Origin of the sequence: Halobaculum saliterrae, from assembly GCF_009831625.1 — an archaeon.
Taxonomy (GTDB): Archaea; Halobacteriota; Halobacteria; order Halobacteriales; family Haloferacaceae; genus Halobaculum; species Halobaculum saliterrae.
The window spans coordinates 169,121-194,880 of sequence record NZ_WUUS01000004.1 but is presented as its reverse complement, the minus strand read 5'-3'; the positions used below and the strand labels follow the sequence as shown (position 1 = coordinate 194,880).

Sequence of the window (25,760 nt, the reverse complement as noted above, 5' to 3'; positions counted from 1 at the left end):
ACGGAGCGCCGGGGATTACCCGAGCGAGCCCTCCATCTCCAGTTCGACGAGCCGGTTGAGCTCGACGGCGTACTCGATGGGCAGTTCCTCCGTGATCGGCTCGATGAAGCCCGAGACGATCATCTGCTTGGCGTCGTCGTCGTCGAGGCCGCGCGACTGCAGGTAGAACACGTCCTCGTCGCCGATCTTCCCGACGGTCGCCTCGTGGGCGACGTCGACCTTCGACTCGTTGATCTCCATGTACGGCATGGTGTCGGAGGTCGACTCGTTGTCGAACATCAGCGCGTCACACTCGACGGCCGTCGAGGAGTTCTCGGCGCCGTCGGCGATGTGAACGAGGCCGCGGTAGTTCGTGCGGCCGCCGTCCTTCGAGATGGACTTCGACTCGATGGTCGACTTCGTGTCCGGCGCGTTGTGGTACACCTTCGCGCCGGTGTCGATGTTCTGGCCCTCGCCCGCGAAGGCGATGGTGATGTGGTTGTCGGAGGCGCCGCGGCCCTTGAGGATCGACGAGGGGTACAGCATCGTCGCCTTCGACCCCATCGAGCCGGATATCCACTCCATCCGGCCGTTCTTCTCGACGAGCGCGCGCTTGGTGTTGAGGTTGTACGTGTTCTTCGACCAGTTCTGGACGGTCGAGTACTGGACGTGGGCGTCCTCGCCGACGAACACCTCGACGCCGCCGGAGTGGAGGTTGATCGCGGAGTACTTCGGGGCCGAGCAGCCCTCGATGTAGTGGACCTCCGAGCCCTCCTCGGCGACGATGAGCGTGTGCTCGAACTGGCCCATCCCCTCGGAGTTCATTCGGAAGTACGCCTGCACGGGCATCTCGACGGTGACGTCCTCGGGGACGTACACGAACGAGCCGCCCGACCAGACGGCGCCGTGGAGCGCGGCGAACTTGTTGTCGCTCGGGGGGACGCACGTCGTCATGAAGTGCTCGCGGACGATGTCCTCGTGTTCACGGACGGCCTCGTCCATGTTGCAGAAGATGACGCCCTTCTCCTCCCACCGCTCCTGCATGTTCTGGTAGACGACCTCCGACTCGTACTGGGCGCCGACGCCCGAGAGCGCGTTCTTCTCGGCCTCGGGGATGCCCAGCTTGTCGAAGGTGTCCTTGATCTCGTCGGGGAGCTCCGTCCAGTCGTCGACGCCCGCGCGGACGTCCACGTCGGGGCGGATGTACGGGACGATCTCGTCGATGTCGACCTCGCTCAGGTCCGGCTGGCCGGGCCAGTCGGTCGGCATCGGCATCTCCTGGAACTGCTCGAGGGCGCGGAGGCGCCGCTCCAGCATCCACTCGGGCTCGTCCTTGTCCTCGGAGATCGCGTGGATCGTCTCCTCGGTGAGGCCCTTCTCTGCCGCGAACGCCGCTTTCGACTCCTTCTTGAAGTCGAAGCGCTCCTCGGTGTCGGTCTTCTGCAGGTGGTCCTGGTCCGAACTCATGTGTTGATCGTGTTTACGGGTGTACACCCATTAGGCTGTTCAGTAATCATTTTCAGTTACGCCGCCTCGTAGACTTCCTCGCGGACCCAGTCGTACCCCTTGTCCTCGAGCTCCTCGGCGAGCTCGGCGCCGCCGGACTTGGCGATCTTCCCGTCGATCATCACGTGGACGTGATCGGGCTCGACGTAGTCGAGGATGCGCTGGTAGTGGGTGATCTGGAGGATGCCGGTGTCCTGCTCGTCGCGGAGGGCGTTGATTCCCTTCGAGACGTCCTGCAGGCGGTCGATGTCGAGCCCGGAGTCGATCTCGTCGAGCACGGCGATCGAGGGCTCGAGGATCGCGGCCTGCAGCACCTCGTTCTGCTTCTTCTCGCCGCCGGAGAAGCCGGCGTTGAGGTAGCGCTCGGCGAACTTCTCGTCCATGTCGAGCAGCTCCATCTTCTCCTTCAGGAGCTGCTGGAACTCCGCGACGCCCACGTCGCCGTCGTCGGCGGGGCCCTCCATCGGGGAGGTGTCGTAGCCCGCGTCGTCCTCGGCCTCGGCCTCCTCGTCGTCCTCGTCCTCGAAGAGCTCCTCGCGCTCGTCGAGCTTGGCGTTGAGCGCCTGCCGGAGGAAGTTCACCATCGTCACGCCCTCGATCTCGGCGGGGTACTGGAACCCGAGGAAGATACCGAGCGCCGCGCGCTCGTTGGGTTCGAGATCGAGCAGCTCCCAGCTGAGGTCCTCCTCGTCGATGTCGGCGTCGATGTCCTCGACGTCGGCCTCCGAGAGCGTCAGCGTCACCGAGCCGCCGGTGACCTCGTAGGCCGGGTGGCCCGCGATGACCTTCGCCGTCGTCGACTTCCCGGACCCGTTGGGCCCCATCAGGGCGTGGATCTCGCCGTTCTTCACTTCGAGGTCGACGCCCCGGAGGATCTCTTCGCCCGTGTCTGCGACCTCCGCCTGGAGGTCCTTGAGTTCGAGTGTGGCCATGTTCGTGTATACGCCTCTACGAGTGAATGGGGTCGTTCGACGCATGAAGGTTTCGCATCCGCACGCGTGTCCTTTTCGCTATAGAAAAATCGTTTTTCGAATCCGAAATCCCGAGGGGTCCGGGAGCCCCGTCGGGCTCACATGAAACTGCCGAGGCCGGTCTGCTCCTGTCCGCTTTTGACCTCCTCCCAGGACATCCCGAGCGCCTCGATGATCCGGGCGATCGGCCCCTTGAGGGTCTTGTCCAGCATCTTGTCCCAGCCGACCGCGAACTCCTCGGGCACCTCGTCGGCGTACTCGAAGCAGATCACGTCGGGGTCGCGCTTGAACTCGCCGTACAGCGGGTCCGTCTGTGGGTCGAGTCCGTGCTCGTTCTCCATGCGGGTCCAGAAGTCCGGGTGGATCTTCTCGAGGTAGAGCCGCTTGGGTTTGGACCCGCGCTGGAAGTTCGTGCCCAGCATGAGGTTCGCGTACTTCGCGCCCCGAACCTGCGCGGTGTCGGTGTCGTAGCTCTCCAACCGCTTGCCGATGCCGCCGGGGATCCCCACCTCGTCGAGGTCGGCGTCGCCGTCGAGGAAGCTCTGGATCTCTTCGTGGAGGTAGTCGGCGATGTCCTCGGTGTCCTCCCCGTGGACGATCATCTCGATGACGCGCTTCTGGACGCGCTTCGTGACGGGCGCGATGTCCGAGCGCTTGTACTCGAAGCCGGTGATGTCGATGTCGTCGACGTCCTTCCCCTCCTTCCAGACGATGTGGCCGGCGTAGCGCTTCTTCTTGCCCGCCTGGAAGAACCTGCGATACAGCTTCTCGAACTCGATCTCGAAGCGGTGCTCCTCGGCGTCGAGCTCCTCGCGCGCGAAGTCGTCGTAGCGCCCGTTGATGTGCTCCTCTATCTCGAAGGACTGCTCGATCGCCTCCTCGGTCGAGATGTCGCTCCCGAGCGCGAGCATGATGCTGTCGGTGTCGCCGTACGTCACCTCGTGGTCGATCTCACGGGCCGCCTCCTCGGTGAACTCGATCACGCGCCGACCCATCGCGGTGATCGCCGCGGCGTTGTCCTTGTCGTACAGGCGGAACCGATCCCAGCCCGACACGCCGTACAGCGAGTTCATGATCACCTTGACGCTCGCCTGCTGTCGGTCGTACTGCTCGTAGGCGTCCGATCCGGGGTCGTGCTCGTCGCGGGCGCCCTTCAGGCGCTCGCGCTCGGTGAGCAGTTCGTCGACCATCTCGCGCATCATCCCGTCCGGCTCCTTCCGGAACCGCGTGCCGTTGGGAGCCCGATACGTCTCGCCGTCGAAGGACTCGGGGTCGTCGACGATCGTCTCCGGGCTGGCGTTGATCGTCACCATGCACATCGGGTACAGCGACTTGAGGTCGAGCACGGAGACCATCTCCTCGACCCCGGAGATCGGCTCGAAGACGGCGCCGCCCTCGAAGTCCTCGCCCTCCTGTTGCCCCTTCGTCGGGAGGACGAAGTCGCCGAAGGCGTTGTGCAGGACGTACATGTCGACGGCGTCGCCGGGGGTCGGCGCGTCCTCGAGCTGGCAGCCGACGAACTTGCGCGCGTCGTCCCAGAACGCGACGATGTTCTGCTTGCGGTCGATCTCGACGCACAGCTCCACGTCCCGGACGTTGTACTCCAGCAGGCGTTCGGGCTCCTGCTCCCACAGATCGCCGATGTCGCCCGTGTACCGTTCCTTCCCCACGTCGAGTTCGAGCTCGCCGACCGCGTCGAGTCGGTACGACTCCAGCTCCGAGAACTGGGTGCGCTGGTAGGCGTACAGCAGGTCGAAGACGACGCGGCCCTTGACGTCGGGACCGCCCCAGCCGGAGCGCCACGTCTCGTTCACGCGGGAGAGGCGATCCGGCGAGAGGTCGTACTCGCTGGCGCCGTCGAGCACCTCACAGCGGTCCATGAAGTACGGCGCGTCGAAGTCCTCGAAGTTCCACCCCGTGAGTACGTCCGGGTCGGTCTCCTCGACGTACGAGACGAACGCGTCGAGCATGGCGTCCTCCTCGGCGAACGTCCGGACCTCCACGTCGCTGTCGCGGTCGCCGATCTGCTCGTAGTCCTCGAGGACGGCGGGCGCGTCGACGCCGCCGACGGGCGCATCGTACAGCCACGCGACGTACTCGTCGCGGTAGGAGTCGTGGGAGGTGAGACAGACGATCGGCTCCTCGCCGTCCTCCGGGAACCCGTTGCGGTCGTCGACCTCGATGTCGAACGTGTTCACGCGAATGTCCGCGTCCACGTCACACGGTTCGAGGTGGTCGGGCGTCACCTGCAGGCGGCCGCGCTCCTCGCCGTCGCGCGCGTCCAACCGGCGTTCCTCGACACGCAGCCCAGAGGTGACGCCGTGGTCGATGAGGAAGCGGTTCGGGAACAGGATGTCCGCCTCGTAGGTGCGCTCGAAGTCGTCGCGGATCTGCCCCACGTCTCGCGGCGTGCGCGCGACGACCTTCGTCACCGGTTCCCCGCGGATCGACTCGAAGCGGTCGCCGTCGGGCCGTTCCTCACGGGTGTCGAGGACAACGTCGTACTCCTCCGTGAGGGTCCGCCCCTCGATGTCGGCCGTCGGGACGTAGAAGTACGGTTCGGTCCCGAGCAGACGGACGTGTTCGGGCTCGTTGTCGGCGGTTCGGCCGAACACGTGTACGACCGGGTACTCCTCGGCCCCGGTGCCCTCCACGGTGTAGTCGACCGCGGTGACCATGAACTCGACAGTTCCCTCGGAGTCGGGGACGACGACGTCCTCGCGGTCGACGACCGCGCTCACGCGCCCCTGCCCGGTCCCCGCGACGTGTGCGGCCTCCTCGTCGGGGCGGTCCCCGTGCCCAGTCCCGTCGTCGGCGTCCCCGCCGCCGGCGAACTGATCGAGGCCCGCCTGCGAATCGCTCATTGTCGGGCCTTTGCCGTTCGCCGGTAAAAACCTCCCTTTCGGTCACAGGCCGCCCCGTCGTGCGCCCGCCCCCGACGGACCGACCGGGTACGGTGACCGTTCCAGTCGGTAGCTTCGACGTATACGGCCGCGTCCTCACGGCTCGATCTCCGGCGCGATCCGCCCGCCCTGGCGACGATGGCGAGGACCACCGCCACGGAAAGGCATATATCGTGCCATTCCCTACCACGGTTCGGAGATGACCCACGCATCCGATACCCCGTTGGAGCGCTCGGGCGGGACCCCGGACGAGGCCGTCGAGACGGTCGAGGCGTACGAGGAGGACGGGCGAACGGTGCTGTACGACGCTGAGAACCCGCTCGCGTGGGTCGAGGCGAGCGAGGCGGTCACGCTCACGGACGCGGCGTAGAGCCGCCGAGGTCCACCGAGATCCACCGAGGAACCCACGAACTGCGCCGGCTGACAACCCTTTTCCCGGTCGTTCGCAAACGGGCTCACGTGTTCGACGAGGACGACGACGGGGAGCTGTTCGACCTCGAACGGCAGGCCGGCGAGGCCGAGGAGCGCGGGCCTCGCGTCGACGTCCCGTCGGTCGACGACCCGTCGGACTCGCTGCCCGACCCGTCGACGGTGGACCCCGCCATCCAGCGATCGTTCCTCTCGGGGGTCGTGTACGCCAACGTCGCGCTCCTCGGCGTCTCGCTGGGGCTGATGCTCGTGGGCTTTCGCGGCGACTGGCGGGCCGGCGGCGCGGCGATCGTGATCGGCGTCCTCGCCGGAGTCCGCGTGTATCAGACGGTTCGAGCGTTCAAGCAGCGCGACCGGGACGGCGACGCCGATGGACCCGAGTGCCGAGACGAGGAGAGAGACGCTCCCGCCGCGGTGGACGACGTCTCCGCCGCGTCCGACGGCGCCGTCGCCGACACCGACGGGAGCTCCGATCCCGAGAACCCCTGACCCCCGGCGACGACATCGACATCGACATCGACGCCGCCGACCGCCGGCACCGACACGCCTTTTCGCGCACGTCCGCTTTCGTCCACCATGCAGTCGGTTCGGGACGAGGACGGAACGCCGTACCTGCTCGTCAAGCGATCGTCGGAGTCGAGTCTCGTGCGGGACCCGGCGACCGGCGAGGAGCGGTACGTCCCGAACGACGACCTCCGATCGGACGGGGAATCGCCGCTGTCGGCCGCCGCGGACGGGTTGCCGCCCGAGTTGCGCCGGGCCGTACTGGCGTGTCGCGACGAGCGCGTGCTCGGCCTGCTCGTCGAGTTCGCCGATCGCGGGGCGCTGTCGGTGCGTACGCTGTTGGACTCCTACGACCTGTGTGAATCGGACCTCCACGGCCTGCTCGCGGAGTTTCGCGCGGCGGGGCTGCTGGCGGAGACGACCGTCGCCGGCGAGCGGGGGTACGAGCCGACCGACGAGGCGCTGGACGTCGTCGAGCGGTTCCGCGACTGACCGGCGCCGTCACGAGCGATCAGGGACGCCGAACGGTCAGTCGCCCGCGTGCTCGGCGTCGCCCGCCCGAGCCCGGACGGCCGACAGCGATGGGTCCGCAAGCCGCTCGACAGTCGAGCGGTTCGACGTGGGGTCCTTCTCGACGCGCACGAGTTCGTCCGCGGCGTCGACGAGCTCGTCGTCGTGGCTGACGATCAGGATCTGGCGGACGCCGAAGCCGCGCATCTCGTCGATCAGGTCCGCCAGCCGCGAGACGTGCCCCGAGTCGAGGAACACGGTCGGCTCGTCGAGGATCAGCGGCGGCGTCGGCGCCGCCCCCTCGATCCCCTCCGCGAGCAGGCGGTAGATCGCACAGCGAAGCGAGAGGTTGAACAGCGCGCGCTCGCCGCCCGAGAGCTGTTCGGGGTCCAGCGGCTCGCCGTCCTTCTGGTAGACCGTGAGCTCGTACTCGCCGTCCAGCTCGATGTGCGAGTAGGCGTCGTTGCCGTACACCAGCTCGAACGTCTCGTTGAGCATCCGTTCGAGGCTCTCGACGTTCGCCCGTCGAAGCTCCGCCCGGAGGTCGCCGTACATCGCCTCCAGGTCCTCGGTCTCCTCGTGGATCGCGTCAAGCTCGGCGAGCCGGTCCGCCAGCTCGTCGCGTCGCCCGCGCAGGGCCTCCAGCTCCTCGAGCTCGTTCTCGACGGCGCCGATCCGGCTCGTGAGGTCGTCTCGCCGCTCCCGGAGGTCGTCGAGCGCGTCGTCCACGTTCTCGATGTACTCCTCGGCGTTCTCGAGCCGCTCGCGGGCCGACTCCACCCGCTCGTCGTCGAACGCGTCACGGAGCTCGTCGCGGCGCTCGCGCTTCGTCGCGAGGAACTCCCGGCGCTCGTCGTTGCGGTCGGCGACGTCCACGCGCTTCTCCGTCAGCCGATCGATCTCCTCCTCCGCGTCGGCGATCTCCTCGCGCGCCGCCTCGACGGCGTCCAGTCGATCCCGAGCGGTCTCGATGTCGTCGAGGTCGGCCTCGAGCGCCTCGGCGTCCGCCCGTGCCTCCTCGGCCTCTTCGGCCTTCCGCTCGCTGACCTCGCGTTTCTCGGTCGACTGCGACTCCAGGTCCTCGGCCGCCTCCCGAAGTTCGGCGGCGCGTTCGCGCGCCTGCGCTATCTCGTCCTCCTTCTCCGCGATGCCGTCCTCGATCAGCTCGCGCGTGTCGGCGATCTGGCCGAGTCGGTTCTCCGCCTCCACGAGCGTCTCGGCGCGGTCGAGCTTCCCCTCGAGGTCCGTCTCGCGCTCGGTCAGGTCGGCGAGTTCCGCCTCCAGCTCGTCGAGACGCTCGCGCTCGTCGTCGAGCCCGTCGACGTGGGGGGAGCCGTCGACCGGCTGACCGCACTCGGGACACTTCCCCTCGGCCAGCAGCTCCTCGGCCTCCTCGACGCTCGAGCGCGCGGCGCTCGCCTCGTTGCTCGTCTCCCGGACCTCCGCACGCACCGCCTCCAGTTCCTCGCGGACGGACTCGCGATGGGCGGACGCCTCGCCGACCGCGACGGGGGCGTCCTCGAACGTCGCACGGAGCTCCTCGCGCTCCGTCTCCAGCTCCGCGAGCGACTCCTCGCGCTCGGCGAGCGTCTCCGCGGCCGCCTCGGCGTCCTCGTCGAGCTCGGCCGCACGGGTACGCTTCTCGTCGGCCCGGTCGGCGGCCTCGTCGGCCTTCTCCGCGAGGTTCTCCGACTGGTTCGTGAGGGCGTTCACCTCCGAGCGTGTCTCGCGAAGCTCCTCGCGGAGGTCCGTCTCGCGGTCGTCGAGGTGATCGCGGCGCGCGTCGAGCGTCTCCGGGTCGGCGTCGTCGATCGCGACGGCCGAGAGCCGTTCCGCAAGGGTCGCCTCGGCGTCGTCGACGCGGTCACGGAGGTCCGCGATCCGGTCGCCGATCCGCTCCCGTTCGGCCTCGTCCTCGCGGATCGTCGCCTCCAGGTCCTCGATGTCCGACTCCAGCTCCGTCAGCTCCTCGCGGCGTTCCTCGTACTCGTCGAGCACGTCGCGGGCCTCCTCGCGCGTGGACGCCGCCTTCTCACGCTGCGCCTCGTAGTTCTCGATCTTCTCGTTGACCTCCGAGAGCGTCGACTCCAGCGAGTTGAGCCGGCCGTGCAGGCCGCGGTCCTCCTTCTCGGCCACCTGTTCCTCGACGTTCTCCAGCGCGCCCCGCGTCGTCGAGCGGACGTCCTCGACGCCGAGTCGGGCGTCGCCGGCGCGGTCCCGGTACTCCTCCAGGGTGCCGAGCTGGAGGAGGTCGTCGATCATGTCCTGTCGCTCGGTCGGGGTGGCGTTGATGAGCTTGTTCACCTCGCCCTGTCGGACGTACGCGCAGTTGACGAACGCCTCCGCGTCCATGCGAAGGAGGTCCGACACGAACGCCCGCACGTCCGTCGCGCCGTCGCGGTGGACGGTCTCGTCGTCCGAATCGAGGGTACACGTCGTCGTCTGGATCTGATCGCCGTAGCGTTTCAGCTCCCGGCGGACGTGATACGACCGGCCGTCGTGCGTGAACCACAGCTCGACCTCGCTCTCCTCGGCCCCGTTGGTCACCACGTCCCCAAGCGTGCCGTCGAGCGCCTTCGATCCGTACAGCGCGAAGAAGCACGCCTCCAACAGCGAGGACTTCCCGCTGCCGTTGAGCCCGTGAATGACGGTCACGCCGTCCGACAGCCGGAGGTCGGTGTCGGCGTACGGCTTGAAGTTCCGGAGGCGGATCCGGTCGAAGATCACCGCGAATCACCCAGCGTGAGCTGTCCGTCGTCGTCCGAGCCGTTCGGTATCTCCCCGCTCTCTCCGTCGGCACCGTCGTCCGCACCGTTCTCCTCGCCCGCGTCCGCATCACCCTCCTCGGCCGCGTCCGCACCGTCGCCTGCGGCGCCGTTGCCGTCGTCGTCTCCGTCGAACCGCGCCTCGATCCGTCGGTTCACCTCCTCGCGGACGTTCGAGTCCGGCAGGTCGCCGCGGACCACGTCGTCGACCTCGCGGGCGGCCTCCGACAGCCCGAGGTCGCCGATGCGCTCGCGGACGGCCTCGTCGGGGTCGGCGAAGCTCACCGACAGCTCCGTCTCCGCCTCGACCTCGCGGCGGTCGGTGACCCGAGCGATGAGCGCGCCGCGCTCGGCGGCGAACTCCTCGACGGCCGCCGGCGCGATCGCCTCGCCATCGCCGGTGATCCGGACGATGACGACAGCGTCCGCCACGTCGCGTTCGCGGACGCGGTCGCGGACGCGGTCGAGCCCCTCGCCCTCCCCGAGTTCCACGTCGAGGAAGACGAACGGACGCGTCTCAAGCGTTCGCCGGCGGATGTCGACCGGATCGTCGCCGTCGTCGGCGTCCGTGCCGAGACGGACGAGGTTGTAGCCGCGGGGGTCGCGCTCGCTCGCGGAGGCGCGCTCGGTCGACCCGCAGTAGGTCACCCACGCGCCCTCGACCTGTGCGGTGTCGGCCGTGTGGTTGTCCCCGAGCAGCACCGCGTCGAAGTCCACGGTGGACTCCCGCAGCAGCTCCTCGGTGTCCCAGTCGGCGTACGCGAACGGCTCGAACAGCCCGTGGCTCACCAGCGCCGCGACCTCGGCGTCGTGGGGCGCGAACTCGTACTCGAGGGCGTCGCGTCGACTCTCGGGGACGTGATCGAGCCCGTAGAACGCCGTGTCGCCGATCACGGTGGGTTCGCCGTCCAGCCGGGTCGCCAGCCCCATCGACTCGAACAGGTCGAGCCACTGGCCCCCGCGCGTGGACTCGTGGTTGCCGACGACCGCGAGGAACGGGATGTCGGCGTCGTCCAGCGTCCGAAGGGCCGAGAGGACGCCGAGCAGGTCGGGGAGGTCCGGGCGGCGGTCGTGGAACAGGTCGCCGGCGTGGACGACCGCGTCCGTGTCGGCGTCGACCGCGTCGGCGACGACCCGTTCGAAGGCGTCGAGGAAGTCCGCTCGCCGCTCGGGCGAGTGGTACTGGCGGTACCCGATGTGGGTGTCGCCGGTGTGGATAACCCGCGTCATCAGTTGCCCTCCGGTTGTTCCGCCGTCGGGATATGCCTATCGCGAGCGGAGTGAAAGTGGTTCGCGGGATCTGCGGGGTCCTCGGTGTCGGCGAGGGACTCAGTGTCGGCTGAATCCGTCGGGTCCACAGCGACCCCGGAAGCCGCGTCCTCGTGGGCCGCCCGGTAACGCTCGACCGTCTCGACGACCCCGCGAGCACGCCGAGCCAACGCGGGGTCGGCCGTCGTCTCGGCGACCGTCCCCGTCCGCCGGAACCCGTCGTCGTCCGCGAACGCGGCCGCGGCCCGGACGCTCGCCAGCGCCCGCTCGCCCTCGGCGACGAGATCGCGCCGTGCGTCGGTCGGTCGCCGGGTCGAACGGTCGCTATCGCTGGTGCCACAGTGCGGGTCGACCGCGAGGGCCCGAAGCGCCTCGCGGACGCGCTCGGCGGCCGGCGACTGTGCGGTCATCGTCGCTGCTGGTCCCGGCATCGGCTATCAACCCTCGGACGCTCCCCGTCGCGGAAGGCAAGACACACCTGCGGTCGTTCGGATCCCCAGGTATGCGCATCGGCGTCGGCTCCGGCAACCCGGTGAAACGTGAAGCGACCGAACGGGCGGTGACGGGCGAGGACGGCTTCGGCGACGACGCGGTCGTCGAGGCGTGTCCCGTCCCGTCGGGCGTGTCCGAGCAGCCGTCCGGGCACGACGAAACCCGCGCGGGAGCGGTGAACCGAGCGAACGCCGTGCTCGATGCGGCCGACGAGCCGTACGATCTCGGCGTGGGGATCGAGGGCGGCGTCGCGGAGTACGAGGGCGACGACGGGCTCTATCTCGTCATGTGGGCGGCCGTCACGGACGGCGAACGCGTCGGGGACGGCGCCGGCCCGAGCCTCGCGCTGCCCGGACGCATCGCGACGCGCGTCCGCGACGGCGAGGAGCTCGGCCCGGTGATGGACGACGTGCTCGGGGAGTCGGACGTGGCGAGGAAGCAGGGCGCCGCGGGCGCGCTCACCGGTGGCCGGGTCGACCGAACCGACGCGCTCCGAACCGCCGTTGCGGGCGCGCTCGGGCCGTTCGTGACCGATCTGTACTGATCCCCTCAGGTCCGTACTGATCCCGGACCGATCCGCGCGGACGCTCGACGCGGTCCGGGCGGGACCTCAGTCGTCGTTCGGGAACTCGGCGCCCTCGAGTTCGGCCTCCTCGTCCAGCTCCGACGTCTCGTCGACGGCGTCCGTGAGCGAGACGTTGAGGCCGACCATCGACGCGACGCCGCCGACGACGGTGACGGCATTCTTGACGGCGTGGTCCAGCACGGCGGCAGCGAACGCGACGGCCGCCGGGACGCCGCCCAGCCCGACGACGAGGGCGGTGAAGGCGGCCTCGTACAGGCCGATCCCCCCGGGCGACAGGGGAAGCACCTTCGCGAGGTTGCCGACGGAGACGGCGAAGAAGCCGACGACGACGAGCTGCGTGAGCGTCATGGCGTCGGTCGCCCCGGGGAACGCCGCCAACACGAGCAGCGCCGTCGCCACGTCGAGCGACCACACGACCACGGAGACGCCCCCGACGCGGACGAACGAGGCCCGCGTGCCGGCGACCGTCTGGACGCCGGCGGCGAACTCCTCGATCACGCCGGCGACGTAGTCGACGTACGAGTCCGAGGAGAACCGCGAGACCGCCGCTCGGACGTAGTTCCGGTCGCTGCGGGCGGTCGCGACGATGAGCAGGAGGCTGACGACCGCGACGACGCCGATGGCGGCGGCGACTTGGATCGCACGCGAGACGGCGGCCGGCGGGACCCCCGGCACGTTTCCGGACACCGCCGTCGCGACCGCGCCCGTCCCGTCGGTGGCGAGCAGGCCCGCCAGCACCGCGCCGGCCATCGCGGTGATCGTGAGCAGGTCGAACACCCGTTCCGCCGCCAGCGAGGCGAAGCCGGTCGGATACGGGATGCCGCGGCGGGCCTTCACGACGTACGCGCGCACCGCGTCGCCCGCCCGGGCCGGGAACACGAGGTTCCCGGTCTGGCTGATGAACACCGCGCCCGTGAGGAAGCCGAGCTTCTCGCGATAGCCGAGTTCCTCGAGGATGTCGCGGTACCGAAGCCCGCGCAGCGGCCACGAGACGAGGTACACGAGCGTCGCGGCGGCGACGGGAACCGGGTCGGCGTCCCGGAACGCGTCGAGCACCGCCGACGGGTCGAGGTAGACGGTCATCAGTGCGAGCGCCGCGACCGTGAGCACCGCCCCCGCCGCGACGGTACGGGTGCGGGTGATCCGCGACGACACCGACAGCTGCCACCACAGCCGGACGATCTGGCTGCCCATGCCGAACACGTCGCGGACGAGGTCGACCTTCGAGTCGCCCTTCGGCTCCCACTCGACGGGGAACTCGGCGACCCGCAGGCCGCGTCGCTGGGCCCGGACGAGCAGCTCCGTGTCCCAGAACCAGTGGTCGTCCTCGACGGCGTCGTGCAGCTCCGCGAACGACTCACGGGAGAGCGCCTTGAACCCGCACTGGTGGTCGCGGACCGTCGAGCGCAGGACGGTCCGAACGAGGAGGTTGAACCCGCGCGAGGGCACCCCCCGCTTCGCGGGCCGGTCGGCCTCGTCGCCGGGGATCCACCGCGATCCCGTGGCGACGTCGTACCCCTCGCGGTCGATCTTCGCGACCAACTCCTCCAAGTGACGCATGTCCGTCGCGAGGTCCGTGTCGAAGTACACGAGCGTGTCGCCGGCCGCGCGCTCGAACGCGAACTCCAGTGCGCCGCCGCGACCCAGCCGACGGTCGCTGTGGAAGTGCTTCACCCGGTCGTCCTCGCGGGCTAGTCGGTCCGCGATCTCCGGGGTCCGGTCCTCGCAGCCGTCCTCCGCGACGATCACCTCGAAGGCGTCCCTCGGGAGGAACTCCTCCAACGCCTCGATGGTCGTCCGGACGGTCCCCTCGATGGTCGCCGCCTCGTTGTACGCGGGGAGGACGACGCTGACGCGGGTCCGATCGACGGCGTCGGCGGCGTCGCCGCCGTCGGAGGCGGACCCGGGGCGTCCGTCCGGACTGCTCATTACCTCCTCGATGGCCGGCCGCCGGGTAAGAACCTTCTGTCATTCCAGCGGCTCGCCGGCGTGTTAGGCGACCGTACCGACGCGGCCAGTCCGGACCCTCGATCGCGGTCGACATCGGCGCGAGATCGCCCGACTGCGACGTGTTAACTCCGTGTACCAAACCCCCTATGAGGCGATAGCCCGACGTGTGAGGTATGAGCGCGACGAGCACCGCTGAGTCGATCGAGACCGGGAACGCCGCGGCCGGCGAGGCGACGGCCGACCTGACCGACAAGCAACGCCGGATCCTCGGATACCTTCGCGAGCACGCCGCCGAGCAGACGTACTTCAAGTCCCGACTCATCGCCGAGGAGTTGGGCCTGTCCGCGAAGGAGGTCGGCGCGAACATGTCGGCGATCGTCGACGCCGCCGTCGAGGTCGACGTGGAGAAGTGGGGCTACTCCTCGGGAACGACGTGGATGGTGACGCGGTAGCCGGCGGGCGACGCGTCGTCGACCGCCCCGCCGAACTGTTCACTCGAAACCGAGTTTTCTCCGCAGGCCTTTATACTCGCCCGCGAGACGTGCGGGTAAGACTATGCGACGAGCCAAGATCGTCTGTACGCTCGGTCCTGCCTCCGACGACCGGGCCACGATACGGGCGCTCGCCGACGCCGGAATGTCAGTCGCCCGACTCAACGCGAGCCACGGCGACACCGACCACCGCGGCGAGGTGATCGACCGCATCCGCGCGGTCGACGACGCCATCGACCAGCCGCTCGCGGCGATGCTCGACCTCCAGGGTCCCGAGGTCCGGACCGCCGAGATCGACGAGCCGATCGAGGTCGCGACCGACTCCGAGGTGGTGTTCGCCGAGGGCGACACCGCGACCCCCGATCGGATCGGCGTGAGCCACGGGATCACCGGGGCCGAGCCGGGCGACCGCGTGCTCCTCGACGACGGGCGGATCGAGGCGACCGTGACCGGAGTGGCCGACGACGGCGTCAGCGCCCGGATCGACTCCGGCGGCGAGCTCGGCTCGCGCAAGGGGGTCAACATCCCCGGCGTCGACCTCGGCCTCCCGACGATCACCGAAGCCGACGAGCGCGAACTCGACCTCGTCACCGAGCACGACGTCGACTTCGTCGCCGCCTCGTTCATCGGCGACGCGGGCGACGTCTACGCCGTCGCGGACGCCCTGGAGGAGCGGGGCGCCGGCGACGTGCCCGTCGTCGCGAAGATCGAGCGCGCCGACGCCGTCGAGAACCTCGACGGGATCATCGACGCCGCCTACGGCGTCATGGTCGCGCGCGGCGACCTCGGCGTCGAGTGCCCGCTGGAGGACGTGCCGATGGTGCAGAAGCGCATCATCCGCAAGTGCATGGAGACGGGCACACCCGTCATCACCGCGACGGAGATGCTCGACTCGATGGTCCGCTCGCGGCGGCCGACGCGCGCGGAGGCGTCGGACGTGGCGAACGCGGTGCTCGACGGCACCGACGCGGTCATGCTGTCGGGCGAGACCGCGATCGGCGACCAGCCCGTACACGTCGTCGATACGATGGACCGGATCGTGAGCCGGGTCGAGGCGAGCGACGAGTACGCGGAGACGCGCGAGGACCGCGTCCCGCTGGCGCAGACGGAGTCGCGGACGGAGCCGCTGGCGCGCTCTGCGCGCTTCCTCGCGCGCGACACCGACGCCGCCGCCGTCGTCGCCGCCTCCGAGTCGGGCTACACCGCCCGCAAGACCGCGAAGTTCCGCCCGGCGGTCCCCGTCGTCGCGACGACGCCGAACGACCGCGTCCGCCGCCAACTCGCGCTGTCGTGGGGCGTCCAGCCGATGTCCGCCGACTACCACGGCAGCATCGAGGAGGTGATGGACGCGGCCGTGTCGGCGGCCCTCGAGACCGGCGCCGCCGAGTCCGGGGACACGATCGTCGTGCTCTCCGGCATGATGACGGAGTTGGAGGGGACGAACACGACGAACACCCTGAAGCTCCACGTCGCCGCCGAGACGATCGCCACGGGGCGCCACGTCGTCGGCGGGCGCGTCTCCGGCCCGCTGCGCCGGCTCCCCGACGGGGACCTCGCCGACGTGCCCCAGGGGACGATCGCGTACCTCCCGGCGCACTTCGACGCCGAGTTCACTGGCGACACCGAGAAGCTGGCGGGCATCATCGACGCCCGTCCGGGCATGACCGGCTACCCGGCGCTCGTCGCCCGCGAGATCGGGATCCCGATGGTCTCCGGCGCGCCGCTGGCCGCCGACGTGACCGACGACACCACCGTGACGGTCGACGCCGAGCGCGGGGTCGTCTACGAGGGCGACGTGATCGGCCACGCGAAGCGTCGCTGACCGCGTCCTCCCGAGCGCCCGACACCTCTTTACCGCCCCGACAGCTACTCAGGTCCATGCCCGACGATCCCCGCACGGACGCCACCGCCGACCCCGATGTCGACTCCGGCGGCGACGAGTGGCGCTTCGGCATCGACGAGGTCGGCCCCGAGGCCGAGGCCGCACGGGAGGCCGAACGGAACCCGCCGATCGAGCCGGAGTCGATCGACGCCGAGAACGCGCTGTTCGTCGCCGCGGGCGTCCTCGGGACGCTCCTGTTAGTGTTCTCGGTGACGCTTTAACCCCGCCGGCCCCAAAGCCAGTCCATGCTGCTTCAGTCGGGGCTCCTCACCCCCGAAACCCTCCCGTTGTTGCTGGTCGCCGCCGGGCTCGTGCTCTCGATCGCCGAGGCCGTTGTTCCCGGCGCACAGTTCATCGTCATCGGGGTGGCGCTCCTGGCGGCCGGGCTCGTCGGACTCGCACTCGGCCCCCTCGCCGGACCGTTCGTGCTCGGACTCCTAGTGCTCGTGTTCGGCGCGCTGGCGTTCTACGGCTACCACGAGTTCGACCTCTACGGCGGCAAGGGACAGGCCCAGACCTCCGACTCGGGGTCGCTCAGGGGGTCGAACGCCCGCGTCACCGAGACCGTCACGCCGACCGGCGGCGAGGTGAAGCTCGACGAGGGCGGGTTCAGCCCGTACTACTCCGCGCGGTCGGTGGACGGGGAGATCCCCGTCGGCACCGAGGTCATGGTCGTCGACCCCGGCGGCGGCAACGTCCTCACCGTCGAGTCGCTGGCGGGGGGAATCGACGACATCGATCGGGAGCTGGCGAAGGGGCGGCGCGATGCGGCGCCGTCGGACGAGAGCATCGACGCGGACGACCGGGACCTCGACGCGGACGACGGGACGCGCGACGACGACACGGAGTTCGAAACGGAACGGGAGTGACCTGCCGTCGTCGGGTTCCGGAGTGACAGCGGCCGAACGCTTTAATCCCCATCGGCCGAAGCCACAGCCATGGTCCTCCCACTGCAGTTCCTCGGACTCGGCCCGGCGGTGATCGGGCTGTTGTTCCTGATCGTCGCGATCGTCGCCGTCTATCAGGCGATCGTCATCGTCGACGCCTACGAGAAGAAGGCGCTCACCGTCTTCGGCGAGTACCGGAAGCTGCTCGAACCGGGCATCAACATCGTCCCGCCGTTCGTCTCCCGGACGTACACGTTCGACATGCGCACGCAGACGCTCGACGTGCCTCGTCAGGAGGCGATCACCCGCGACAACTCGCCGGTGACCGCCGACGCCGTCGTGTACATCAAGGTGATGGACGCGAAGAAGGCGTTCCTCGAGGTCGAGGATTACAAGACCGCCGTCTCCAACCTCGCGCAGACGACGCTCCGTGCGGTGCTTGGCGACATGGAGCTCGACGACACGCTGAACAAGCGACAGGAGATCAACGCCCGCATCCGGAAGGAGCTCGACGAGCCCACCGACGAGTGGGGGATCCGCGTCGAGTCCGTCGAGGTGCGCGAGGTCAACCCCTCGAAGGACGTCCAGCAGGCGATGGAGCAGCAGACCTCCGCCGAGCGCCGTCGCCGCGCCATGATCCTCGAGGCGCAGGGGGAGCGGCGCTCCGCCGTCGAGTCCGCCGAGGGTGAGAAGCAGTCGAACATCATCCGCGCGCAGGGGGAGAAGCAGAGCCAGATCCTCGAGGCGCAGGGTGACGCCATCTCCACCGTCCTCCGCGCGAAGTCCGCCGAGTCGATGGGCGAGCGTGCCATCATCGACAAGGGAATGGAGACGCTGGAGCGCATCGGCCAGGGCGACTCCACGACGTTCGTCCTCCCGCAGGAGCTCACGAGCCTCGTCGGCCGCTACGGCAAGCAGCTGACCGGCTCGGACGTGCAGGACTCCGAGGGGCTCGACTCGCTCGACTTCGACGCGGAGACCCGCGAGATGCTCGGGCTCGACGACATCGAGGACATCCTCGGCGAGATCGACGAGGCCGCCCAGATGGACACGGAGGCGCTCGAACAGGAGGCCGCCGCGGTGAAGGAGGGGGACATCGGCGGCTCGATCAAACCCGCCGACGAGGTCGTCGCCGAGGCCGACGACGAGGAGGCGGTCGCGTCGAACGACCCCGAGGCGGAGCCCGAAACGGAGTAGCCGACGCCGCCGACGCCGACCCGGCGACATCGGTTATCCGGTTGTTGCAGGGTCGCTACCGGTCGTTCGACGGTTTGTCACCGCCCCACACAACGACACCCTTTTGCCCGCAACTTCGCTACAGTACGGCGTGACACGCGAGGTCGACGCGGACAAGCGCGCAACCCTCCGGCGCTTCGCCGCGCTGGGGGCCGCGACGCCGCTTGCGGCCAGCGCCCGCGCGAGCGCGGCCGACGGCGACACCGACGAGTCGGCCCCCCGAGACGCGATCCGCGGCTACCTCGCGACGACGCCCGGCGCCCACTTCTCGAAGCTCCGGGACGACCTCTCGCTGGCGACCGGCGAGACCCAACACCACCTCAAGCGACTGGAGTCGGCCGACGAGGTCGTCTCACAGAAGGACGGCGACTACCGCCGGTACTTCCCCGCGGGGCGGTTCTCCGCGTTCGAGCGCCGCGCGCTCGGCTACCTCCGACGGGAGACGCCGCGGGGGATGGTCCTCGGATTGCTCCGGGACCCCGACGCCTCCGGCGCCGACCTGGCCCGCTCGCTCGACGTGTCCCGGCCGACGATCTCGACGTACGCGGGCGAGCTGGCGGACGCCGGACTGCTTCGAACCGACGACGGCTATCGCGTCGCCCGCCCGGAGGTCGTCATCTCGCTCGTCGTCCGCTATGCGGACTCCTTCGGACCCGGCGCGGTCGACTTCGCCGACGACGCCGCGGGCTACATCAGCTACGACGGGTAGCCGACGCCGCGCGGATCGGGCGGACGCAACCGCCGACGTTCACTCCGCCGTCAGCGACGCCAGCACCTCGTCGGTCGTCGAGAGCGACGCGAACTCCCCCCCCCCCCGGAGGTGCGCCAGCGCCGTCCGGCACACTGCCTCGGGATCGACCGTCGGTCGATCGGCGCGATCCGCGCCCGTGAGACCCTGACGTCCGGCCGATTCCGCCGCCTTACGACAGGTATTTCCATCCGCCGGTACTTATATACTCGTCGGCGGTTCCAGCCGCCCTCACATCACCATCACGCCCCACGGAGGGGACATCTCATGAACGATTCAGCCAAATACCTCATTCACGCCAGGATCACGGCCGACGGCGTCGTCGAGCGGAGCGACGTCGTCGGCGCCGTGTTCGGACAGACGGAGGGCCTGCTCGGCGACGAGCTCGACCTCCGCGACCTCCAACAGTCGTCGAAGATCGGCAGAATAGACGTACAGATAGACAGCGAGAACGGGCAGAGCTTCGGCGAGATCACCATCGCGTCGGGGCTCGACAAGGTCGAGACCTCCATCCTCGCGGCCAGCCTCGAGGCGATCACGCGCGTCGGCCCCTGCGAGGCGCGCGTCGAGGTCGCCGACATCGAGGACATGCGCACGGCCAAGCGTCGCGAGGTCGTCGAGCGCGCGAAGGAGCTGCTCACGTCCTCGTTCGACGAGTCGGTCATGGACTCCACGGAGATCCTCTCGGAGGTCCGCGAGGCCAACCGCGTCGAGCGCATCGACGAGTACCGGGGGCTCCCGGCGGGGCCCCGCGTCCACGACTCCGACGCCATCGTCGTCGTCGAGGGGCGGGCGGACGTGCTCACGCTGCTGAAGTACGGCATCAAGAACGGCGTCGCCGTCGAGGGGACGAACGTCCCGGACGCCGTCGCGGACCTCACGGCCGAGCGGACGGTCACGGCGTTCCTCGACGGCGACCGCGGCGGCGAGCTCATCCTCAGGGAGCTCGCGCAGGTGGGCGACGTGGACTACGTCGCGTTCGCGCCCGATGGACACTCCGTCGAGGACCTCTCGCGTCACGAGCTGATGGCCGCGCTGCGCGAGAAGGCGCCGTTCGACTCGCTCGATCTCGACGCGGCCGCGGAGGGGACTGACGGGGACGGCGACGACGCCCTCGCGAAGGGGCGCGACGACGACGCGGCCGGCGCCGGCGTCGCCGCCACCGACGGCAGCGCCACGCCCGCGCCGGACATCGACCCGACCGTCGGGGACGAGTCGCCGGCGACGCCCGGGACGCCGGGCGTGTCCGACGACACCGTCGACGGCGACGAGGTCGGCGACGACGAATCGAGTGACGACGCCGCGGAGACGGATACCATCGAGACGGATACCATCGAGACGGATACCTCCGAGACGGATACCACGGAGACGGCCGCCGCGGAGACGACGGGCACGGACGACCGCCCGAGGTCGCTACGGGACCACGTCGCGGCCGTCGTCACCGAGGGCTCGAACCGTGCCCGCCTGCTGGACGCCGACTGCGGCGTCGTCGCGGAGGTTCCCGCGGCGGACGTGTTCGACGCCGTCTCCGGCGCCGACGGGTCGCCGGTCGCGCTCGTGCTCGACGGCGAGTTGAGCCAGCGCGTGCTCGACGTGGCCGCCCAGCGCGGGATCGACCGGATCGTCGCCGAGTCGGAGGGGGAGTACGTGAAACGGCCCGCGAGCGTCCGCGTCGTGACCGCCGAACAGCTGCTGTCGGCGTAGGCTCCGGAACGGCCGGACCGACTCCGACGGTCTCCTCTTCCAGACGGTCGTCGTCCGCCTCGACCCACGGTGACGCTCCCGTCACCGCAGCAGCGACTCCCCGGTCATCGCCGTCGGCTGTTCGACCCCAACGATCGAGAGCAGGGTCGGCGCGATGTCGACCAGCGAGCCGCCCTCCCGCACGGTCATCCCCCCGTCGTCGCCGGCGGGCGTGACCGACACGAACGGCACGGGCGCGAACGTGTGCGCCGTGTGGGGGTCCTCGGGCGTCCCCATGTCGTCGGCGTTGCCGTGGTCGGCCGTGACCAGCAGGTGCCCGCCGGCGTCACGGACGGCCTCGGCGAGTCGCCCGAGTTCGCGGTCGACCGCCTCCACGGCAGCGACGGCGGCCTCGAAGTCGCCGGTGTGGCCCACCATGTCCGGGTTCGCGTAGTTGAGTACGACCACGTCCGGGTCCTCCCTCCCGATCAGATCGATCGTGGTGTCGGTGAGCTCCGCGGCGCTCATCTCCGGCGTCGCGTCGTAGGTCGGCACGTCCGGGCTCTCGATTATCCGGCGCAACTCGCCGTCGAACTCCACCTCCCGGCCGCCGTTGAGGAAATAGGTGACGTGGGCGTACTTTTCGGACTCGGCCATCCGCAGCTGCGTCAGGCCGGCCGCCGACAGCACCTCGCCGAGGGTGTCCTCGGGCTGGACCGGCGGGAACGCGACCGGGAGGCCGAACTCCTCGTCGTACTCGGTCATCGTGACGAGTTCGACGTCCGGCGGGCTCGTCTCGATCCCCTCCACCGCCCAATCCGCGGGGTCGATACCGGCGAGCATGCGAGTGAGCTGGCGGGCGCGGTCGGCGCGGAAGTTGAAGAACACGGCCCCGTCGCCGTCCTCGATCCCCGGCTCGCCGTCGATCACGGTCGCCTCGACGAACTCGTCGGTGTCGCCGCGCTCGTAGCTCGCCTCGACGGCGTCGACGGCGGAGGCGGCAGTGTGGTCGGCCTCGCGGTTCACGATCGCGTCGTAGGCACGCGCCGTGCGCTCCCAGTTGCGGTCGCGATCCATCGCGTGATAGCGCCCGCAGACGGTGGCGGCGTCGCCGGTGCCGCGGTCGGCGACGTGGGCCTCCAGCTCGGCGAGGAAGCCGCGACCGGACCTCGGCGCGGTGTCGCGCCCGTCGGTGAACGCGTGCGTGACGGCCTCGATCCCGCGGTCGGCGGCGGCGTCGATCAGCGCGTGGAGGTGCGCCTGATCGCTGTGGACGCCGCCGTCGCTGACGAGCCCGAGGAAGTGGAGGCGGCCGTCGTTCGCCTCGACGTTGTCGAACGCTCGCTCGATCGCGGTGCCCTCGACGAACTCGCCGGCCTCGATCGCGTCGTTGATCCGGGTGTACTCCTGATAGACGGTACGCCCGGCGCCGATGTTCATGTGGCCGACCTCGGAGTTGCCCATCTGGTCGTCCGGCAGCCCAACGTCGCGACCCCAGGCGGTGAGCGTCCCGAACGCGCCCGCCTCGCGGAGCCGATCGAAGTTCGGGGTGTCGGCGGCCTTCACCGCGTCGCGTCTGTCGTGGTCCCCGAGGCCCCAGCCGTCGAGGATGACGAGCGCCGCTCTCATGTCGTTGGATGTCGCTTCTGCGGGCGGCCTGTTGACTGCGTCGGTTCCACGGATCCGTTGTCGTTGTCCTTCTCTCGCTCGTATCTGAGCGGACGGCTTTCGAAGTCAACACCACCGTCCCCGTCGCAGCGACCGCCTCGGCTACACTCACGGTGTCGACGGCGACGCCGGGTCGGAACCCGGACTCGACAGGTCGCCCCCGAAGGCAGATATACTCGGAGGGACAACGCGCCGCACGGCAATGATCCTCGTCCTCCCCGTCGACCTCGACGACGATCTCGGCCGCAAGACCGGCGTGCGCACGCCGGTCATCGGTCGGGACGCCGTCGAGGACGCGGCGGTGCAGCTCGCCACCGCGGACCCGGAGGACTCGGACGTGAACGTCCTCTTTCAGGCGATCAACGCCTACGAGGATCTCCGGTCGGACCCCGCCGTCGACGAGGAGGTCGCCGTCGCGGCCGTCACCGGCGTCAACGAGGGCGACGTGAAGGCGAACCGCGCCGTCGGCGAGGAGATCGACACCGTCCTCGCGGCGCTGTCGACCGGCGAGGAGGTCCGGGCCATCGTGATCACCGACGGCGCTCAGGACGAGTCGGTGCTCCCGGTGATCCGCTCGCGCGTCCCGCTGGACGGCGTTCGCCGCGTGGTCGTCCGGCAGGCGCAGGACCTCGAGTCGATCTACTACACGATGAAGCAGGTGCTGTCGGACCCCGAGACGAGGGGGACGATCCTCATCCCGCTGGGCGTCCTGCTGCTCGTGTACCCCTTCTCGGTGATCGCCGGGATACTGGACCTTCCCGGTGCCGTCGTGTTCGGCTCGATCTCCACGCTCCTGGGGCTGTACTCGCTGTGGCGCGGGCTCGGACTGGAGGAGACCGTCGACGGGGTCGCGGAGCGCGTCCGCACCAGCCTGTACGCCGGGCGCGTCACCATCGTCACCTACCTCGTCGCGGCGGCGCTGATCGTCATCGGCGGGGTGCAGGGTCTCGACGCGCTGGAGGCCGCCGCGGCGGGCGCACCGGACGGGATCTCGATCACCCAGCGCCTGGCGGTGTTCGTCTACGCGTCCGTCCAGTGGGTCGCGGCCGCCGGCATCACCTCCTCGCTGGGGCAGGTGACCGACGAGTACCTCTCCGAGCGGTTCCGCTGGCGGTATCTGAACGCGCCGTTCTACGTCGTCGCGATCGCGATCGTGTTATACGGGCTGTCCGGGTACTTCCTGCCGAGTCTGCCGTCGGGAGGGACGACGCCGCTGTCGCTCCCGCGACTCGCGCTCGCGCTCACCGCCGGAACGCTGATCGGCGTCCTCTCGACGCTGACGTTCGCGGTGGCGGAGTCGCGGTTCCCGCAGGAGCCCGATGGCGACGGCGACCACGAGGGCGAGACCCGCGCGCTCTGACGGCGACGATCCCCGCGACCCACGCGTTCCGACGGCGAGGGAGCCGAACCGGTGGGTTCCGTGACGATCCGGCCCGGATCGGCCGCGGGTGGATACGCGCCTTTTTTGAGGGCCGATTGGGAAGAAGGGGCTATGTCTGCGGCATCGGACTCGTACGATATCGTCGTCGTCGGCGCGGGCACGGCGGGCGCCTTCGCGGCCTCGACGGCCGCCAGCGAGGGGCTCGACGTCGTCGTCCTCGAGCGAAAGCCCGAGGAGGAAGCGGGGCACATCGCCTGCGGCGACGCGATCAAGGGGAAGTCGACGTTCCCCGACGTGATCGACCTCGAGTATCTCCGCGAGGAGTCGTTCACCAACCAGAGCATCCAACGTGCGGTGTTCGAGAACCCCAAAACCGGCGAGGAGCTCGACGTCCCCTTCGGGCAGGCGGGTGCGGTGATCGACCGCAAACGCTACGGCGAGGTGATCCTCGAGGAGACCGAGCGCGCCGGCGCCGACATCCACTACGACACCGTCGTTCAGGACGTGCTGCAGGACGACGACGGAACGGTGACGGGCGTGCGTGCCAAGCGGAACGGCGACGCGATCACCTACGAGGCGGACCTCACCGTCGACGCCGCCGGATCGCTGTCGATCCTGCAGGACAAGGGCGAGTTCGGCGACGCCAGCTTCGACACGAACGTCTCGTACTCCCAGTTCTGCTCGGCCTACCGCGAGGTCGTCGAGGTTCCCGAGCCCGTCGACTACGAGGACGCCATCGTGTTCAAGCCGACCGAGGAGCTGGGCTACCTCTGGTACTTCCCGCGCACGGGGACCGAGATCAACGCCGGCCTCGGCTTCCAGATGACCGAGCCGCCGATGAAGCTCGTCGAGGTCCTCAAGCGCGACATGAGCCGCCGCCCGGAGTTCGAGGGGGCGACCGTGAAGGACAAGCTCGGGGCCTCGCTTCCGACCCGTCGCCCGTACGACTCGGCGGTCGCCGACGGCTTCGTCGCCGTGGGCGACGCCGCGGGCCACGTCAACCCCACCACCGGCGGCGGGATCCCCGGCGCCGCGAAGTCGGCCCACTGGGCGGTCAAGCGCGCGATCGACGCCGTCGTCGAGGGCGACGTGACCGAGGAGCGGCTGTGGCGCTACAACCACGACGTGATGACCGACTTCGGGAAGCGCTTCGCCGCGATGGACGTGTACAACATCTGGGGGACGGCCCACGACGTCGACGAGCTCACCGACATCGTCACCGCGCTCCCGGCACAGCAGCTGTTGAACGCGATGACGAAGGGGGAGACCTCGATGAGCCTACGCCTGAAGCTGAAGACGGTGTTCGAGACGTACGGACACTGGGACACGCTGCGGGAGCTGTACAAGGTCCGCGGCATCGCGGGCGACCTGAAGGACCACTACGACCGCTACCCGGAGCGACCGAGCGCGTTCGCCGGCTGGCAGGAGCACCGCGACTCGCTCATGGACGACCTGTACGCGGTCTCCGGCGCGGACCCGAAGTACTGACGCCGCGCAGGGCCCGCCGTAGTCGTGCCGTGATCGCTTCCCCCGATATCTTCCGCCGGCGAGGACCGGATCCCTCGCACCCGACAACTCCGTACCGTATGGGTTTTAAGCGCCGACGCAGAAGCAGGTGTCAAGAGGAGATTCCGCTATGGAGATGCCACGCCGGATGAACACGTACTGTCCGCACTGTAACGCTCATCACGAACACGAGGTCGAGAAGGTCCGAACCGGCCGCCAGACCGGCATGAAGTGGACCGACCGCCAGCAGGCCCGCGGCACGTCCGTCATCGGGAACGCCGGCAAGTTCTCGAAGGTGCCCGGCGGCGACAAGCCCACCAAGAAGACCCACCTCAAGTACCGCTGTGGCGACTGCGGAAAGGCCCACATGCGCGAGGGATGGCGCGCCGGTCGCCTCCGGTTCCAGGAGTAAGC

General features: G+C 69.6%; 22 protein-coding genes. 14 read left to right on the top strand and 8 right to left on the bottom strand.

Going from position 1 to position 25,760, the window contains the following annotated elements; all coding sequences use genetic code 11:
* Window positions 1-15 precede the first annotated feature (15 nt).
* The 3 genes from sufB to GRX01_RS07740 form a co-directional block, all read right to left on the bottom strand.
* Window positions 16-1,446: a Fe-S cluster assembly protein SufB gene (sufB, locus tag GRX01_RS07750; protein WP_159665220.1), complete on the bottom strand. Its 1,431-nt coding sequence runs from the start codon at window positions 1,444-1,446 to the stop codon at window positions 16-18.
* 56 nt (window positions 1,447-1,502) lie between these two features.
* On the bottom strand, window positions 1,503-2,417 hold the full coding sequence (locus GRX01_RS07745) for an ABC transporter ATP-binding protein (protein WP_159665218.1): 915 nt from the start codon (window positions 2,415-2,417) through the stop codon (window positions 1,503-1,505).
* A gap of 137 nt (window positions 2,418-2,554) precedes the next feature.
* Entirely contained in the window at window positions 2,555-5,320 is a 2,766-nt protein-coding gene (locus GRX01_RS07740; RefSeq protein ID WP_159665216.1) for a DNA-directed DNA polymerase, read from the bottom strand.
* 238 nt (window positions 5,321-5,558) lie between these two features.
* Here GRX01_RS07740 and GRX01_RS18790 point away from each other — a divergent pair, with 238 nt between their 5' ends.
* From GRX01_RS18790 to GRX01_RS07730, 3 genes are all read left to right on the top strand, one after another.
* Window positions 5,559-5,729 (top strand): DUF7331 family protein, encoded by a 171-nt coding sequence (locus GRX01_RS18790; protein WP_201289539.1) that lies wholly within the window; start codon window positions 5,559-5,561, stop codon window positions 5,727-5,729.
* An 89-nt stretch (window positions 5,730-5,818) separates the two neighbouring features.
* Entirely contained in the window at window positions 5,819-6,277 is a 459-nt protein-coding gene (locus GRX01_RS07735; RefSeq protein WP_159665214.1) for a DUF7322 domain-containing protein, read from the top strand.
* Between the two features lie 87 nt (window positions 6,278-6,364).
* Window positions 6,365-6,784 (top strand): DUF7346 family protein, encoded by a 420-nt coding sequence (locus GRX01_RS07730; protein ID WP_159665212.1) that lies wholly within the window; start codon window positions 6,365-6,367, stop codon window positions 6,782-6,784.
* Between the two features lie 36 nt (window positions 6,785-6,820).
* Here the strand turns inward: GRX01_RS07730 and rad50 are convergent, their stop codons facing one another.
* Genes rad50 through GRX01_RS07715 form a run of 3 tightly spaced genes read right to left on the bottom strand, consistent with a single transcriptional unit; the run spans window position 6,821 to window position 11,246 of the window.
* Entirely contained in the window at window positions 6,821-9,529 is a 2,709-nt protein-coding gene (gene rad50 / locus GRX01_RS07725; protein WP_321167964.1) for a DNA double-strand break repair ATPase Rad50, read from the bottom strand.
* On the bottom strand, window positions 9,526-10,797 hold the full coding sequence (gene mre11, locus GRX01_RS07720; RefSeq protein ID WP_159665210.1) for a DNA double-strand break repair protein Mre11: 1,272 nt from the start codon (window positions 10,795-10,797) through the stop codon (window positions 9,526-9,528). Before mre11 ends, rad50 begins: the two co-directional genes overlap by 4 nt.
* The gene (locus tag GRX01_RS07715; RefSeq protein ID WP_159665208.1) at window positions 10,797-11,246 is read right to left on the bottom strand and encodes a hypothetical protein; all 450 of its coding nucleotides are present in this window, start codon (window positions 11,244-11,246) and stop codon (window positions 10,797-10,799) included. Before GRX01_RS07715 ends, mre11 begins: the two co-directional genes overlap by 1 nt.
* Window positions 11,247-11,338: 92 nt before the next feature.
* Between GRX01_RS07715 and yjjX the strand changes: the two genes are divergently transcribed.
* Complete coding sequence (gene yjjX, locus GRX01_RS07710; protein WP_159665206.1) at window positions 11,339-11,872, top strand: inosine/xanthosine triphosphatase; 534 nt, start codon at window positions 11,339-11,341, stop codon at window positions 11,870-11,872.
* Window positions 11,873-11,938: 66 nt separating this feature from the next.
* On the opposite strand, the gene GRX01_RS07705 is transcribed toward yjjX, so the two are convergent.
* Window positions 11,939-13,843: a flippase-like domain-containing protein gene (locus GRX01_RS07705; protein ID WP_159665204.1), complete on the bottom strand. Its 1,905-nt coding sequence runs from the start codon at window positions 13,841-13,843 to the stop codon at window positions 11,939-11,941.
* A 194-nt stretch (window positions 13,844-14,037) separates the two neighbouring features.
* Here GRX01_RS07705 and GRX01_RS07700 point away from each other — a divergent pair, with 194 nt between their 5' ends.
* The 7 genes from GRX01_RS07700 to dnaG all read left to right on the top strand — a co-directional run bounded on the left by GRX01_RS07700 (window position 14,038) and on the right by dnaG (window position 20,812).
* Window positions 14,038-14,316: a DUF7123 family protein gene (locus tag GRX01_RS07700; protein ID WP_159665202.1), complete on the top strand. Its 279-nt coding sequence runs from the start codon at window positions 14,038-14,040 to the stop codon at window positions 14,314-14,316.
* A 103-nt stretch (window positions 14,317-14,419) separates the two neighbouring features.
* Entirely contained in the window at window positions 14,420-16,177 is a 1,758-nt protein-coding gene (gene pyk / locus GRX01_RS07695; RefSeq protein ID WP_159665200.1) for a pyruvate kinase, read from the top strand.
* A 56-nt stretch (window positions 16,178-16,233) separates the two neighbouring features.
* Window positions 16,234-16,458 carry a DUF7312 domain-containing protein gene (locus GRX01_RS07690; RefSeq protein ID WP_159665198.1) on the top strand — a complete coding sequence of 75 codons (225 nt, stop codon included), beginning with the start codon at window positions 16,234-16,236 and terminating at the stop codon, window positions 16,456-16,458.
* A 24-nt stretch (window positions 16,459-16,482) separates the two neighbouring features.
* The gene (locus tag GRX01_RS07685) at window positions 16,483-17,106 is read left to right on the top strand and encodes an NfeD family protein (protein WP_159665196.1); all 624 of its coding nucleotides are present in this window, start codon (window positions 16,483-16,485) and stop codon (window positions 17,104-17,106) included.
* Window positions 17,107-17,175: 69 nt separating this feature from the next.
* Complete coding sequence (locus GRX01_RS07680) at window positions 17,176-18,321, top strand: SPFH domain-containing protein (RefSeq protein ID WP_159665194.1); 1,146 nt, start codon at window positions 17,176-17,178, stop codon at window positions 18,319-18,321.
* Between the two features lie 130 nt (window positions 18,322-18,451).
* The gene (locus tag GRX01_RS07675) at window positions 18,452-19,069 is read left to right on the top strand and encodes a winged helix-turn-helix transcriptional regulator (protein ID WP_321167963.1); all 618 of its coding nucleotides are present in this window, start codon (window positions 18,452-18,454) and stop codon (window positions 19,067-19,069) included.
* Window positions 19,070-19,375: 306 nt separating this feature from the next.
* Window positions 19,376-20,812, top strand: a complete 1,437-nt coding sequence (dnaG, locus tag GRX01_RS07670; protein WP_159665190.1) for a DNA primase DnaG — start codon at window positions 19,376-19,378, stop codon at window positions 20,810-20,812.
* Between the two features lie 81 nt (window positions 20,813-20,893).
* On the opposite strand, the gene gpmI is transcribed toward dnaG, so the two are convergent.
* Complete coding sequence (gene gpmI, locus GRX01_RS07665; protein WP_159665188.1) at window positions 20,894-22,420, bottom strand: 2,3-bisphosphoglycerate-independent phosphoglycerate mutase; 1,527 nt, start codon at window positions 22,418-22,420, stop codon at window positions 20,894-20,896.
* Between the two features lie 241 nt (window positions 22,421-22,661).
* Here gpmI and GRX01_RS07660 point away from each other — a divergent pair, with 241 nt between their 5' ends.
* From GRX01_RS07660 to GRX01_RS07650, 3 genes are all read left to right on the top strand, one after another.
* Window positions 22,662-23,819, top strand: coding sequence for a DUF373 family protein (locus GRX01_RS07660; protein ID WP_159665186.1), 1,158 nt, complete (start codon window positions 22,662-22,664; stop codon window positions 23,817-23,819).
* A gap of 132 nt (window positions 23,820-23,951) precedes the next feature.
* The gene (locus GRX01_RS07655; protein ID WP_159665184.1) at window positions 23,952-25,328 is read left to right on the top strand and encodes a geranylgeranyl reductase family protein; all 1,377 of its coding nucleotides are present in this window, start codon (window positions 23,952-23,954) and stop codon (window positions 25,326-25,328) included.
* A 148-nt stretch (window positions 25,329-25,476) separates the two neighbouring features.
* Window positions 25,477-25,758 (top strand): 50S ribosomal protein L44e, encoded by a 282-nt coding sequence (locus GRX01_RS07650; RefSeq protein WP_159665182.1) that lies wholly within the window; start codon window positions 25,477-25,479, stop codon window positions 25,756-25,758.
* The last annotated feature ends 2 nt before the right edge of the window (window positions 25,759-25,760 follow it).